Annotated in this window: 16 protein-coding genes and 1 pseudogene; 4 read left to right on the top strand and 13 right to left on the bottom strand. The window is 70.0% G+C overall.

The window, feature by feature from the left end:
* Window positions 1-364: 364 nt before the first annotated feature.
* Window positions 365-784 carry a B-4DMT family transporter gene (locus H074_RS16725; RefSeq protein ID WP_007031217.1) on the top strand — a complete coding sequence of 140 codons (420 nt, stop codon included), beginning with the start codon at window positions 365-367 and terminating at the stop codon, window positions 782-784.
* On the opposite strand, the gene H074_RS16720 is transcribed toward H074_RS16725, so the two are convergent.
* The 11 genes from H074_RS16720 to H074_RS16670 form a co-directional block, all read right to left on the bottom strand.
* The gene (locus H074_RS16720; RefSeq protein ID WP_007031216.1) at window positions 739-2223 is read right to left on the bottom strand and encodes a glycoside hydrolase family protein; all 1485 of its coding nucleotides are present in this window, start codon (window positions 2221-2223) and stop codon (window positions 739-741) included. The genes H074_RS16725 and H074_RS16720 overlap by 46 nt on opposite strands.
* A 60-nt stretch (window positions 2224-2283) precedes the next feature.
* On the bottom strand, window positions 2284-3210 hold the full coding sequence (locus H074_RS16715; protein WP_007031215.1) for a GNAT family N-acetyltransferase: 927 nt from the start codon (window positions 3208-3210) through the stop codon (window positions 2284-2286).
* A complete protein-coding gene (gene aroQ / locus H074_RS16710) occupies window positions 3207-3638 on the bottom strand; it encodes a type II 3-dehydroquinate dehydratase (RefSeq protein WP_007031214.1) in 432 nt (143 codons plus the stop codon). The genes H074_RS16715 and aroQ overlap by 4 nt, the downstream gene beginning before the upstream one ends.
* A complete protein-coding gene (aroB, locus tag H074_RS16705) occupies window positions 3635-4744 on the bottom strand; it encodes a 3-dehydroquinate synthase (RefSeq protein WP_007031213.1) in 1110 nt (369 codons plus the stop codon). The genes aroQ and aroB overlap by 4 nt, the downstream gene beginning before the upstream one ends.
* An 8-nt stretch (window positions 4745-4752) precedes the next feature.
* Window positions 4753-5175 (bottom strand): hypothetical protein, encoded by a 423-nt coding sequence (locus H074_RS16700; protein ID WP_007031212.1) that lies wholly within the window; start codon window positions 5173-5175, stop codon window positions 4753-4755.
* On the bottom strand, window positions 5172-5696 hold the full coding sequence (locus tag H074_RS16695; RefSeq protein ID WP_083920425.1) for a shikimate kinase: 525 nt from the start codon (window positions 5694-5696) through the stop codon (window positions 5172-5174). The genes H074_RS16700 and H074_RS16695 overlap by 4 nt, the downstream gene beginning before the upstream one ends.
* Window positions 5693-6880, bottom strand: a complete 1188-nt coding sequence (aroC, locus tag H074_RS16690; RefSeq protein WP_007031210.1) for a chorismate synthase — start codon at window positions 6878-6880, stop codon at window positions 5693-5695. Before aroC ends, H074_RS16695 begins: the two co-directional genes overlap by 4 nt.
* A 47-nt stretch (window positions 6881-6927) precedes the next feature.
* Window positions 6928-7539 carry a prepilin peptidase gene (locus tag H074_RS16685; protein WP_007031209.1) on the bottom strand — a complete coding sequence of 204 codons (612 nt, stop codon included), beginning with the start codon at window positions 7537-7539 and terminating at the stop codon, window positions 6928-6930.
* A gap of 382 nt (window positions 7540-7921) precedes the next feature.
* Window positions 7922-8551, bottom strand: coding sequence for an anti-sigma factor family protein (locus H074_RS16680; protein WP_007031208.1), 630 nt, complete (start codon window positions 8549-8551; stop codon window positions 7922-7924).
* The gene (locus H074_RS16675) at window positions 8548-9060 is read right to left on the bottom strand and encodes a sigma-70 family RNA polymerase sigma factor (protein WP_007031207.1); all 513 of its coding nucleotides are present in this window, start codon (window positions 9058-9060) and stop codon (window positions 8548-8550) included. Before H074_RS16675 ends, H074_RS16680 begins: the two co-directional genes overlap by 4 nt.
* A complete protein-coding gene (locus H074_RS16670) occupies window positions 9057-9425 on the bottom strand; it encodes a hypothetical protein (protein WP_007031206.1) in 369 nt (122 codons plus the stop codon). The genes H074_RS16675 and H074_RS16670 overlap by 4 nt, the downstream gene beginning before the upstream one ends.
* Window positions 9426-9556: 131 nt before the next feature.
* Here H074_RS16670 and H074_RS16665 point away from each other — a divergent pair, with 131 nt between their 5' ends.
* Window positions 9557-9985, top strand: coding sequence for a QcrA and Rieske domain-containing protein (locus H074_RS16665; protein ID WP_007031205.1), 429 nt, complete (start codon window positions 9557-9559; stop codon window positions 9983-9985).
* A 64-nt stretch (window positions 9986-10049) separates the two neighbouring features.
* Here H074_RS16665 and H074_RS16660 read toward each other — a convergent pair whose 3' ends face one another.
* Both H074_RS16660 and H074_RS16655 read right to left on the bottom strand, forming a co-directional pair.
* On the bottom strand, window positions 10050-10505 hold the full coding sequence (locus tag H074_RS16660) for a PTS sugar transporter subunit IIA (RefSeq protein WP_007031204.1): 456 nt from the start codon (window positions 10503-10505) through the stop codon (window positions 10050-10052).
* Window positions 10502-10747, bottom strand: a pseudogene (locus H074_RS16655) (PTS sugar transporter subunit IIB); the annotation flags it as partial. The pseudogene H074_RS16655 and the gene H074_RS16660, both read right to left, overlap by 4 nt.
* A gap of 224 nt (window positions 10748-10971) precedes the next feature.
* Between H074_RS16655 and H074_RS16650 the strand changes: the two are divergent.
* Entirely contained in the window at window positions 10972-11760 is a 789-nt protein-coding gene (locus H074_RS16650; RefSeq protein WP_007031202.1) for a GntR family transcriptional regulator, read from the top strand.
* Window positions 11757-13013, top strand: a complete 1257-nt coding sequence (locus H074_RS16645) for a PTS transporter subunit EIIC (RefSeq protein WP_007031201.1) — start codon at window positions 11757-11759, stop codon at window positions 13011-13013. Before H074_RS16650 ends, H074_RS16645 begins: the two co-directional genes overlap by 4 nt.
* Window positions 13014-13042: the final 29 nt, after the last annotated feature.

Genomic DNA, 13042 nt, shown 5'->3' with positions numbered 1-13042 from the left:
CACCGAACAAACCAGACAAAACCACGCCGCCGCTTGACAAACAAAACCCAGGGATGTCTTCACGGACTTGGCGATCGCCTCAGCAGCCACAGCAGCGACCCGGGGCTGCGGTGAGGCGTCGGTCCAGGGGGTCGTGAGTGGCAAGTCGGGTTAGAACACGAATCGCCACTCACGACCACCCAACCGGCTCGGTACCGGCACCCCTGCCTGCCCGAAGTCCGTGAAGGCCTCCTTCACTACCTTCAAGGTAGGCAAGGAGGCCTTCACGGACTTGGCGCAGGCCACCACCGGCGTGCGAGGGTGCCGGTCGCTACTGGCGAGTTAAACTCCCCCAATGGCACCGTGGCTGACTCGTGGACTCGTGATGGCGCTGCTGCACGGCGCGGCCGTCACCGTGCTGGCCAAGTACGAGGTCTTCAACCCCACCGACAAGACCCTCGTCACCTCCCTCGCCCTCGCCGTCCTGGTCGGCGCCGCGGCCGGCTGGGGCGCTGTGGACGCCTGGCAGGGCAAACCCGAACGCGGCAAGAACTGGTTCATCGCGGCGCTGATCGCCGGCCCGGTTTCGGGCGTGCTGTACGTGATCGGCCGCGCGGTGTTCGTCGATCAGACCGGCGCTTCGGAGCTCGGCGGCGCGCTCACCGGCGGCGCCGCCTTCTCGGCACTGCTGGTGCTCATCCCGGCCGGGCTCGGCCTGTTCGTCGGCGGCCGCATCACCAGGACCGACGACGACGAAGATCAGCCCGCGAGCGAGAAACCGGCCGGGAAACCGTCCCAGGCCTGATCGCTGATCTCCTCGACGGTCGAGTCGTTCAGCGCCGCCGTACCGGCGTCCGGCACCGCGAAGAGCTTGCCGTCGAGCACCACGCCGAACCCTCGGCCGGGCGCGTGCACCATCCTCGCCCCGGCGCTCAACCGCGCGGCCTGCGGGAACCTGTCGACGATCTTGAGCCGCTGGTCCAGCACCTCGCCCGCGAGCGCCGCCGCCACCGAACGCCGGTCGACCCGCACCAGGGTGCCGTCGGCCACCAGGTCGATGGTCCGCTGCGGCGACGGCATCGCGACGCCTTCGAACGACGTCCGGATCCGGGCGTCGCCGTCGCACGCCCGCGAACCGCGGACGTCCAGGCCGAAATGCTTGAGGTCGGTCGGTGCCCCCGCGCCGCCGACGACCGTGGCGCGGACGACGTCGAACGGGACCCGGTCGCAGACGTCGCCCGAGGAGAGCGGCGCGTGCCCGTCGGGCCGCCGGACCAGGCCGGGGCCTTCCTTCCACGCGCCGGGGATGATCGCCGGGCGGTACGGCTGCGCGGAGAAGTCCCTGGTCCAGAAGGTGAGCGTGGTGCCGGCATCGGTTTCGTGCGCGATCACGAAGGCGTCGAGCGCACCGACCCACATGAAGTCCGTGCTGAACCCGTCGACCAGCGAACGGGTGCGCGGCGAGATCGTGCTGGGCTTGGCCACGAAGCCCTGCTCCCCCAGCGTCTCCACGCCTCGGGTGAACGCCGCGTCCCTGGCGCGGAGCAGGAACTGCCCGGCGCCGTTCCATCCGGCGCCCTTCGCCGTGGTGTCGGTGAAGAGCACGTAGAACCAGCCGTCGAGGTACACCGCCGAGGGCTGGCCCGCGCCGTAGACGTTGGCGCGGTGCACGTCGTGCGCCGGTCCGATGATCGGCTGCCCACCCGCCGCCCGCGTCCATTCGAGCCCATCGGGGCTGGTCGCGAGGCCGATCGAGTTGCCGAGCGCGTGATCGCCCGACGCGCCGGTGTAGTACATGTAGTAGGTCGAGCCGACCTTGATAACCGACGGGTCGCAGGTGTGCATTCCGTCGAAACCGCCGGGCGCGCCGGAGAAAACCGCCGCCGGGCCACCACCGGACGGGCCGGTGAAGGGACCGTCGAGCGAGGACGACTGCGCGTAGAGGACGTCGTCACCGGGCGGCTGGGCGCTGCCGTACTGGCTGCACCACCACATCTTGAGCTTGCCGCCGTCCCGCATCACCGTCGGGCTGTAGTTGTAGACCGCGTCCTGATCGCCCGCGGCCACCACGCCGCCACTGGCCCTGGGATCGCTCGTCGCGAGCTCGACGTCCATCGGCCGCGGCTTTTCCTTGGGCCCCTGCTGGGCTCCGCCGATCCCGCCGCCTTTGCCGTCGGCCTGGGACTGGACATTGCCGTCGCTACACGCCATGAGGACCGCGCCGGCCGCGAGGAGAGCCACCACGGCACGGGCGCGTCGCCGACCCCCACGAAAAAGGCGCATGATGGCCGAGTGTAGCGAGACTTAGCCCGGCCGGGTGACGCCAGTACCCGGTAGGGCGACCAACTCCACTTCGAAGCCATCGGCGTTTTCGAGGTAGGCGGCGTAGTGGTGATCACCGCCCGCATACGGATACTTGTCCGCGAACATTGGCGACCAGCCGTGTTCGACGGCCTTCGAAGCCAGTTCGTCCACCCGATCGCGTGACTCGACATGCAGGGCGAGATGGTTCAGACCCGGCGCGGTGCGCTGGTGCTCTTCCCCGCTGAGCGCGGGGGAACGCTCGACGACGAGATAGGTCGCGCCGTGCTTCCAGCTGACCCCGGCGGGCCAGCGCTGGAACTCCCGCCAGCCGAGTTCGCCGAGCAGCCAGCCCCAGCTCTCCTCCGCGCGGCCGAGATCGGAAACCCACAGCTCGATGTGGTGCGCGCGGCCGTGGTCCGAAGGCAGCGCGACGAAGACACGATGCGGTCCGCTGCCGTAGTGGTCACCACCGCCGACGTCGAGGAAACCCAAGCGCCGCACCAGGTTCTGACTGGCCACATTGGACTCTCCGACCAGCGCCCACACTGACGACAGACCGAGCCCGACGAGTCCGTGCTCCAGCAGGGCCCGCGCGGCCTCGGTCGCCAGCCCCTGCCCGCCGTGCGCACGCGACAGGTAGTAGCCGATCTCCGGAACCTCCCCGGGTAGCTCCTCCGAAGGTCGCAGATGCGCGAGACCGACGACCTCGCCGTCGCGTTCGATCACCCAGTGCCCCATCCCCGCCGGGCCGTCGTAGGACAACCTGCGGCCGACCATTTCGCGGACGCGGCCCGGCTCGGTGAGCGGCACCGCGAAATGCGAACTCATCGCCGGGTCGGCGAAGAGCTTGACGATCGCCTCGGTGTCGGCCTCGGTCAGCGCGTGCAGCCGCAGCCGCGCGGTCACGATCTCGGGCGGGTTGTTCATGCCGCGTTCGCGGCCAGCCAGCGCAGGGCCAGGGGGTACCCGTCGACCCCGAGCCCGGCGATCACAGCGGTGGCGATGTCCGACAGCACGCTGTGGTGCCGGAACAGCTCGCGCTTGTGCACGTTGGAGATGTGCAGCTCGATCAGCGGCGCCTTGAGCTGGGCGGCGGCGTCGCGGACCGCGATCGAGTAGTGCGTCCACGCGGCGGCGTTGAGCACCACCGGCCAGCCCGCGTCGGCGGCTTCGTGCAGCCAGCCGACCATCTCGCCCTCGTGGTCGGTCTGCCGGACCTCGACGTCGACCCCCAGCTCCTTGCCGGTTTCGACGCAAGTGGAGACCAGATCCGCGTGCGTGGCCGAACCGTAGATACCAGGCTCGCGCAAGCCGAGCCTGCCGAGGTTGGGGCCGTTGAGGACGAGCACCTTCACAGCAGCACGCTCCCGCCTGGCTTAGGTGCTTCGCCGGCCACCACCGAGTACGCGGCGGCGAGCAACGACGGGTCCGGGCCTTCGAGCCTGCCGGGTTTGGCGAGCCCGTCGAGGACGACGAAGCGCAGCACGCCCGAACGGGTCTTCTTGTCGCCCTTCATCGTCTCCAGCAGCTGCGGGAGCGCGTCCGGGTCGTAGGTGGTCGGCAGGCCCAGCATCTTGAGCACGGCCGAATGCCGCTCGGCGGTGGCGTCGTCGAGACGGCCCGCGAGCCGCGCGAGTTCGGCGGCGAACACCAGGCCGACACTGACCGCCGCGCCGTGGCGCCACCGGTACCGCTCGCGGCGTTCGATGGCGTGGGCGAGCGTGTGGCCGTAGTTGAGGATCTCGCGCAGGTTCGACTCGCGCAGATCCGCGGCGACGACGTCGGCCTTGACCTGGATCGAGCGGCGGACCAGTTCGCCGAGGACCTCGCCGGTGGTGTCGAGCGCCGCGGCGGGGTCCTGCTCGACGAGTTCGACGATGCGCGGGTCCGCGATGAACCCGGCCTTGACCACCTCGGCCATTCCGGCGACGAGTTCGTTGGGGGGCAACGTTTCCAGTGTCGCGAGGTCGACGAGGACCGCACTCGGCTCGTGGAAGACGCCGACCAGGTTCTTGCCCGCCTCGGTGTTGATGCCGGTCTTCCCGCCGACCGAGGCGTCGACCATGCCCAACAGCGTGGTGGGCACGTTGACCAGCCGGACGCCGCGCATCCAGGTCGCGGCGACGAACCCGGCCAGGTCGGTCACGGCGCCACCGCCCAGCCCGACGACCACGCCCTGGCGGTCGAGGCCGATGCGGCCGAGGACCTCCCAGCAGAAGCTGGCGACCGTGAGCGCCTTGCCGTCCTCGGCGTCAGGGATCTCGACCCGGTGCGCGTCGATCCCGGCCTCGGCCAGTTCGTCGCGGATGGCCTCGGCGGTGGTCGTCAGCGTCGGCGGATGGATCAGCGCGACCTTGGAGGCGTCGGCGAGCTGCTCGGTGAGCTCGCCCAGCAGGCCGCGGCCGATGACGACGTCGTACGGCTTGGCGGTGTTGACGGTGATGCGGACCGGCTCGGTCATCGTTCCCCTCACTTCGGCGGAAGCCGCTTGGCCCTCGCGACCTCGCAGGTGATCTTGCCCTTGACCGGGGTGTCCCCCGGGATCTCTTCGGTCACCTTCTGGCCGGGTGTCATCCGGTTCTTCGCGAACAGCGCCTCACCGGAGGCCTTGCCGTCGGCGTCCTTGATCGCGATGGTGACGGCGTACCGCGCGTCTTCCGCGGTGCTGTTGGTGACCTCGATGGTGATCTTCGGGGTGTAGCCGTCGCTGTCGCACTTGGTGACCTTGACGTCGGCGGCGACGTCCGCCTCGGGCGCGGCCGAAGCGGCGGAACCGGTCTGCGCGGCTCCGGTCTGGACGACGTCCGCGCCAGGAGGCTGCTTCTCCTCACCGCACGCGGTCAGGGTGACGGCCACGACGGTGAGCAGTACGCCGGCGCTGCCGCGCTTCATGCTCGGTCCTTGCTGATCTCGGCCAGCCCGATGACGGCGGCCTCGACGACCTCGCCGGGAGTCAGGTGGTCGGTGTCGATCTCGATCGTGGCCACCTCGCGGTACACCGGCAGGCGCGCGTCGAGGAGCGCCTTGTAGGTGGCGCGGGGGTTCACCCCGGCCAGCAGCGGGCGCGCGGTCGAGAGCCCGGCGCGCTGGACGCCCGCGGCCATCCCGACGTTGAGGAAGACCACGGTGTGCCCGGCCAGCCGTTCGCGGGTGCCCGGCGTGATCGGCGCTCCCCCGCCCAGGGAGAGGACGCCGTCGTGTTCGGCCAGCGCCTTCGCGACCATCTCCTCCTCCAGCACGCGGAAGGCGGGCTCACCCTCCTCGGCGAAGATGTCGGTGATCGGCTTGCCCGCACTCGCGACGATGTCGTCGTCGCTGTCGCGGAAGGCGAGACCGAGCCGGGCGGCGAGCGCCGGGCCGACCGTGCTCTTGCCCGAGCCCGGCGGCCCGATGATCACCGCGCGAGGAGTCACCAGCGCTCCTCGAGCGCCTTCAGGTAGGCCTCGGCGTTGCGCTTGCCCTCGGCCAGCGAGTCGCCGCCGAACTTCTCCAGCGCGGCGTCCGCGAGGACCAGCGCGACCACCGACTCCAGCACGACCCCGGCGCGAGGCACCGCGCAGACGTCGGAGCGCTGGTGGATGGCCACCGCGGGTTCGCCGGTGGTGACATCCACAGTGGACAGTGCTTTGGGGACGGTCGAGATCGGCTTCATGGCGACGCGCACGCGCAGCGGCTCGCCGTTGGTGATGCCGCCTTCGAGCCCGCCCGCGCGGTTGGACCGGCGGGTCACCCCGACCGGGCCGCTGCCGCGGTCGATCTCGTCGTGGGCCTGGCTGCCCCAGCGCTTGGCCGTGGTGAAGCCGTCGCCGACCTCCACGCCCTTCATCGCCTGGACACCCATGAGCGCGCCGGCGAGGCGGGCGTCGAGCCTGCGGTCCCAGTGGACGTGCGACCCGAGGCCCGGCGGCAGGCCGTAGGCGATCACCTCGATCACGCCGCCGACGGTGTCACCAGCCTTCCGCACGGCGTCGACCTCGGCGACCATCGCGTCAGTCCCCTCCTGGCCGAAGGCGCGGACCGGGCTCTCGTCGATGGCGGGCAGGTCCAACGGCACCGGCAGCGGGCCCTCGGGCGCCGAGGCGCCGCCGATGGACACGACGTGGCTGAGGATCTCGACCCCGAGCAGCTGCTTGAGGTACGCGCGGGCCACCGTGCCGAGCGCCGTGCGGGACGCCGTCTCGCGGGCGCTCGCGCGCTCCAGTACCGGACGGGCCTCGGGGAAGCCGTACTTCTGCATCCCGGGCAGGTCCGCGTGGCCGGGCCGGGGACGGGTCAGCGGCTCGTTGCGCGCCAGGCCCTCCAGTTCCTCGGCTGGCACGGGATCGGCCGACATGACCTTCTCCCACTTGGGCCACTCGGCGTTCTCGATCTGGACCGCGACGGGGCCGCCCTGGGTGAGCCCGTGCCGGACGCCGCCGGTGAACTCGATGTGGTCGGTCTCGAAGCCCATCCGGGGGCTGCGGCCGAAGCCGAGCCTCCGGCGCGCGAGCTGCTCGCCCACTTCGGCGGTGGTGACCTCCACCCCGGCGGGCATCCCTTCCAGGATGGCGGCGAGGGCGGGTCCGTGCGATTCCCCTGCGGTTATCCAGCGCAACACCTGACAGATCCTGTCACAACCTCCTCTCTGCCCCGGTACAGGCCGGGCTATCCCGGACCAGGTCCGGCGAAGACGGCGAGCGCCCACGCCGCGACCAGGAGACCGGGTCCGTGCGGCACCGTGGGATGCCGGGGTCCGCCCACCGCGAGCGCCACGCTCAGTAGCGCGGCGGCGACGGCACCGAGCACGATCGACGGCCAGCCCGTCGCCGCGAGGACCGCGCCGAGGCTTCCGGCGAGTTTCACGTCACCGGCGCCGAGCGAGCGCGGCGACAGCGTGTGGACGAACGCGTGCGCCCCGCCGAAGACCAGCGCGCCCAGCACGGCCCGCCACGCGATGGCCGCTCCTCCCCCGTGCGCGGCGACCGCCAGCGCGACGGCCAGCGCCGGGTACGCGGGCAGGGTCAGGATGTCGGGCAGGCGGCGGTACTTCAGGTCGGCGAGCACGAGCGGGACCGCGAAGACGGTCAACACGGCCGGGACCGCGAGCCACCACGACGGCCAGGCTCCGGCGTGGTGCCGCAGCCAGACCGCGACGAGCGCCGCCGCCGCGATGGCGGCGGCCCAAGCCGTGACCGGCGCTCCCGCCCGGCGCAGGCAGGAGCGCGTGGCGAGCGCCGATCCGGCGCCCGCCACCGCGAAGGCGATCGGCGTGAACACAAGATCAAGAGTGCGCCCGTGGTTCGACGGGAGGCAAGGATTTCTTTTCGTGACAGGGACTTTCACGCACTTTCGGCAGGTGGGGCGTGGGTGCGGAAGTCGTGAACGGACCGTTCACGCACGTGACGCGCGACGGCGGCGGAAGCAGTAACGGCGACTGAAGGGGACTTTCGCCGCGTCTCACGCGGCGAAGGGAGCTTCCGTCGCATGGCATGCGGGGAAAGCGTCCTTCAGCTTCCGCAGGCAGCGAGATGCTCGGCCGACGGCGCGACGCTCGGCGAGTACGTGAAGGCCCCCTTCATGTACCTAGGCGCAAGGAAGGGGGCCTTCATGTACTTAGGTGGCTCGGGTCCGGCGCCGAAGGCCTGTCATGACGCCGGGATCAGGGGTTCATCCGCAGCAGCGGGAGGCCCGAGGGCGTGCGGATCTCCAGCGCCTTGATGTCCCCGGCACGCATCGCGGTGCCGACCACGATGTGCGCGGTGTCCTTGGGCATCGCGCGCCAGGACGCGAGTTCGCTGGTGCCGCCGTCGGCGCCGACGGCGACCAGGATGTAGTCCCCGGTGCGGTTGCCGCCGTAGCTGCACGTCATGTCGACCTTCGTGCCGCTGCCCGTGGCGGACAGGGCGACTTCGGCGGTCACCGGATAGTCGCCGAGCGGGGTCATCGGGTCGCCCGTCGCCGCGATCGGCCCGGTCAGGACGACCGCGAGTGCCACGCCGGCGGCGACGGCCACCCCGGCCGCGGTGGTGGTGATCGCGCGTTGGATCCGCCTTCCCCGGCGGACCCGTTCGAGCACGGCGGGCAGCAGGTCCGGCGAGGGCGCCGGTTCGTCCTCCGGCAGCGCGGGGGCGCCCGCCTGGGCGAGCAATCCGGGGATTCCGGCCAGGTCGCGCACGGATGCCGCGCACCGGTCGCAGACGCGAAGGTGTTTCTCGTAGGCGGACCGGTCTTCCGGGGACAACGCCCCGAGCACGTAAGCCGCGTCGTAGGTGGCGAAGGGGTCGGTCATTGAGTCACCCCTCTTTCCTCCAATATCAGCCGCAACGCCCGCAACGCGTAGTGCGTCCGCGACTTGATCGTCCCTTCGGCCACACCGAGCCGCTTCGCGGCGTCGGCGACGGAGTAACCCTGGAAATAGCACAGGACGAGGACGTCCCGGTGTCTCGGCGAGAGCTCACCGAGGGCTTCGGCGACCAGCCAGCCCTGAACCGCCCGTTCGGTGCCGTCCGCGACCGACGTTTCGGGCGGTTGGCCGGTCACCACCTCCGGACGCGCCTCGGAAGCACGCCAGTCGTCGATGGCGATCCGTCTGGCCACGGTGAACAGCCAGCCCCGCGCCGATCCTTCGGACTGGTCGAGCACCTTGGCGTTGCGCCAGGCCCTCAGCAGCGTCTCCTGGACGACGTCCTCCGCGCGGACCCGGTCACCGCTGGTGAGGTGCAGTGCGTAGGACCAGAGCGCCGCCGCGTGCTCGTCGTGCAAAGCCCGCATCAGCCGGTCCTCCGCGAATTCCTTCACCGATCCGCGCGTTCACGGTTGAGGAGCAGTGGGAGGGCGAAGACCACGCAAGCCACTTCGGTGATCAGGCCCCACAGTTCGGCCTGGGTGGTGAAGCGCTCCGAGACGCCGAAGAACCCTGTGGTCAGCGAGAGCACGTACGCACCCAGTGTGGCCAAGCCGAAACCGATCGCCGCGAGCACGGGAAGCCAGTGGCGCCAGACCAGGACGGCGACCGCGATGACCACGCCCGCGACGACGTTCACCAGGAAGAGCGGGCCGACCACATCCGTTTCCGAGGCCCAGTCCTGCCATACGACGTAATGCACCCACGCCGAGCCGAGCAGGCCCGCCGCCACCACCGCCCGCAACAACCACCGGATCATGTCCGTATCTCTTTCCGCGTGTTCGGTTCCCCCATGCCTTTGAACACGGAAAAGCGGGCCTCCCGGTTCAATCCGGCACCCGATGGCCGGCGAAATTGAACCGGATGGCGGTTCCGGCCGTGTGTAGGGGCATGACTGCCGAACTGCACTCCCGCCGCACCGTCCTGACCACCGGCGCCGCCGTCGCCGGCGCGGCCGTCGGGGCCGTGGCCCTCACGGCCTGCGGAAGCGACAGCACGCCGCCCGGTTCGACCGCCGCGGCGCCGGGCGAGACCTTGACCGCGCTCTCCGACATCGCGGTCGGCCAGGCGAAGGCCACCAAGACCGCCGATGGCAAGGACGTCATCGTCACCAGGACCGCCGAAGGCACGGCGGCCGCGTTCAGCGCGATCTGCACGCACCAGGGGTGCGCGGTCGTCCCGGAGGGCGCGGAGCTCAAATGTCCCTGTCACAACTCGATCTTCGACGCCGCGACCGGCGCGGTCAAAAAGGGACCGGCGGACCAGCCGCTGCCCTCGATCGCGGTCAAGGTCACGAACGGCCAGGTCGTCACGGCCTGAGAAACGCGCGAAGGGTCCCTTCAGGACGCGAATTCCGTCCTAAAGGGACCCTTTTTCCGAGCTTTCAGCTGTCCCAGGTAAAAATCGGGTCGCCGGCCTCGACGTCGCCGCCGGTGAGCAGTCCGGAAAGGACTTCCGCCTTCGCGTCCAGCGCCACCACGGGCACGATCGGCGAGTAGCCCGCGGCCTTGACCGCGTCGGGGTCCCAGCCGACGACCGGCTGCCCGGCGCGGACGGTCTCACCCTTGACGACGTGGAGCGTGAAACCCTCGCCCTTCTGCTTCACCGTGTCGATCCCCAGGTGGACCAGCACGCCGCGGCCGTCTTCGGTGGCCACCACGAAGGCATGCGGGTGCAGGGTCACGACCGTCCCGTCCACCGGTGCGACCGCGTCCTGGCGCCCGCCCGAGGGCAGGACCGCGATGCCGGGACCGACCATCGCCTCCGCGAACACCGGATCGGGCACTTCGGTCATAGCGGTCGTCTTACCGGCCACCGGGCTGAGGATCTCGAGACTCACAGCAGATCCTCGATGTCGCTGGCGATCGTGTCGGCCTCGGGCCCCACGATGACCTGGACACCGGCCCCCATGCGCACGACGCCCATCGCGCCGGCGGCCTTCAGTGCCGCTTCGTCGAGCAGGCTCATGTCTTCGAGCTCACAGCGGAGCCGGGTGATGCACCCCTCCACCTCGATGACGTTGTCGGCACCGCCGAGCGCCGCGAGGATCTTTTCCGGCCTGTCATCCGCCATCGTGGTCTCCTTGTTCCCTGTCGGTTTCCCACATGCGAACCAGCTCTACTACGCCGTTCGCCGACTCGCACCCGATCCCTGGCCACGAACGCGTAACGGTGGTTGACACCCGCTCGTGCGACGGAGCATCCTGCCCCATCGGATCATTGGTCTAGACCGGAACGTACCAATCTTCCGGACCAGATGCGAGTACGGGTTACCCAACCGACCGGCCCGAAAGGACGGTGACCGTCATGAGCGCTTCGGCGCAGCTGCCGCCGTCCGACCGTGTGATCAACGGACCGACGCCCAAGCACGCCCAGCTGCGGGAGATTCTGCGCCGCACGGTGGAGCGTGAGCTACCCCCCGGCTCGCCGATCCCCTCGGAACGTGACCTCGCCGAGACCTACCAGGTGTCGAGGCTCACGGTCCGCTCGGCGATCGGCAAGCTGGTCGAAGAAGGGCTCTTGTCCCGCGTGCGCGGCAAGGGGACGTTCACCGCCGCGAGGCGGATGGAACTGCAGCTCTACCTGATGTCCTTCACCGAGGACATGCGCCGCCGCGGGATGACCCCGACCACGGAGGTCGTCAAGACCGCCACCGAGGTCCCGCCCGCCCCCTCGGCGCACGCCCTCGGCCTGCCCGCCGGGACCCCGGCGCATCGCCTGGTGCGGCTCCGCCGCGCCGACGGGGTGCCGCTGGCGGTCGAACGCGGCTGGTATCACGCGGGCCGGATGCCCGGTCTGCTCGACCTCGATCTCACCCGATCGTTGTACGTCCAACTCGCCCAGTCGTACGACCTGCGCCCGGATCACGCGTGGCAGACGGTCTGGGCCGAATCCGCGGATCGCGAAACGGCACGCCTGCTCGGCATGCGCGCCGGCAGTCCGCTTCTTGTCTTCCGCCGGGTCTCCAGCGTCAACGGGGAACCGATCGAAGACATGACTTCCTGGTACCGGGGCGATCACTACCAGGTCACCATGCAGCTGGACCGGAACACCCCGGATTCCGGTCACCATCCTCACTACGGAGGTACCCGATGAGCTCCACCACCGCGGAGGGGGCGAAGAGCAAGGGCAAGGGACTGGCCGGGCTCCAGCGCTTCGGCCGCAGCCTCATGCTCCCCATCGCCGCTCTTCCCGCCGCCGCACTCCTCTCCAGGCTCGGCCAGCCTGACCTGCTCGGCGCGGACGGCCTCGGCTGGATCAAAGTCGCGGCGGCCATCGGTGCCGCGGGGGATTCGCTGTTCAACTGGCTGCCCCTCCTGTTCGCGGTGGGTATCGCGGTCGGTTTCGCCCGGAAGAGCGACGGTGCCACCGGTCTCGCGGCCGTGGTCGGCTTCTTCGTGTTCACCAGCGTTCTTCGCGTCTTCGCGCCGTTCGACGAGCTTCCCGGCTGGAACCCCGAGAAGCCTGCGGGCCTGATGCTCAACCCGATCAAATGGCCCTACAGCGTGCTGGCCGGTGTGATCGTCGGTCTGGTCACCGCGCTGCTGTGGCAGAAGTTCTATCGCATCAAGCTGCCGCCGTACCTGGCCTTCTTCGGCGGCCGCCGGTTCGTGCCGATCATCACCGCCCTGGTGCTGCTGGTCCTCGCGGTGCCGCTGGGCCTGGTCTTCCACTGGGTCAACGATGGCATCCAGGCCGCCGGCGAGGCGGTCACCGGCTCTCCCGTGGTCGGTGGCGGTATCTACGGGTTCCTCAACCGGCTGCTGATCCCGGTCGGTCTGCACCAGCTGCTGAACGTGCCGGTGTGGTTCATCTTCGACGGTGGCGACCTGACCGAGTTCTTCAAGGGTGACCCCACCCGCGGCACCTTCATGACCGGGTTCTTCCCGATCTTCATGTTCGCCATCCCCGCCGCGGCGCTGGCGATCTGGCAGAGCGCGAAGCCCAGCCAGAAGAAGATCGTCGGCGGTGTGATGATCGCCGGTGCGCTGACCTCGTTCCTGACCGGTGTCACCGAGCCGATCGAGTTCTCGTTCATGTACGTCGCGTGGCCGCTGTACCTGATCCACGCGGTCCTGACCGGTACGTCGCTGGCGCTGGTCAACGCGCTCGACATCCACCTCGGCTTCGGCTTCTCCGCCGGTGCGATCGACTTCGGGCTCAACAGCAGTCTCCCGGCGGCGAGCAGCAACGTCTGGCTGCTCATCCCGATCGGCCTGGCCTACGGGGTCATCTACTACGTGATCTTCCGCTTCGTGATCAAGAAGTGGAACCTGCGGACCCCCGGCCGCGAGGACGACTCGATCGAGGCCGATCTCGAAGCCACCGCGGCGAAGCCCGTCAAGTAGTTTCAGCTTCACAGAACCCAAGGCACGAA

The sequence above is a fragment of the Amycolatopsis decaplanina DSM 44594 genome, from assembly GCF_000342005.1.
Classification (GTDB): domain Bacteria; phylum Actinomycetota; class Actinomycetes; order Mycobacteriales; family Pseudonocardiaceae; genus Amycolatopsis; species Amycolatopsis decaplanina.
Note: the sequence above shows the minus strand (reverse complement) of the source record. Positions and strands in the feature narration are given on the sequence as shown.

Bases quoted from the DNA above. Each gene is read 5' to 3' on its own strand.
- H074_RS16725 (WP_007031217.1), top strand. From the start codon at position 365: ATGGCGCTGCTGCACGGCGCGGCCGTCACCGTGCTGGCCAAGTACGAG.
- H074_RS16715 (WP_007031215.1), bottom strand. From the start codon at position 3,210: ATGAACAACCCGCCCGAGATCGTGACCGCGCGGCTGCGGCTGCACGCG.
- aroB (WP_007031213.1), bottom strand. From the start codon at position 4,744: ATGACCGAGCCGGTCCGCATCACCGTCAACACCGCCAAGCCGTACGAC.
- H074_RS16700 (WP_007031212.1), bottom strand. From the start codon at position 5,175: ATGAAGCGCGGCAGCGCCGGCGTACTGCTCACCGTCGTGGCCGTCACC.
- H074_RS16680 (WP_007031208.1), bottom strand. From the start codon at position 8,551: ATGACCGACCCCTTCGCCACCTACGACGCGGCTTACGTGCTCGGGGCG.
- H074_RS16670 (WP_007031206.1), bottom strand. From the start codon at position 9,425: ATGATCCGGTGGTTGTTGCGGGCGGTGGTGGCGGCGGGCCTGCTCGGC.
- H074_RS16665 (WP_007031205.1), top strand. From the start codon at position 9,557: ATGACTGCCGAACTGCACTCCCGCCGCACCGTCCTGACCACCGGCGCC.
- H074_RS16650 (WP_007031202.1), top strand. From the start codon at position 10,972: ATGAGCGCTTCGGCGCAGCTGCCGCCGTCCGACCGTGTGATCAACGGA.
- H074_RS16645 (WP_007031201.1), top strand. From the start codon at position 11,757: ATGAGCTCCACCACCGCGGAGGGGGCGAAGAGCAAGGGCAAGGGACTG.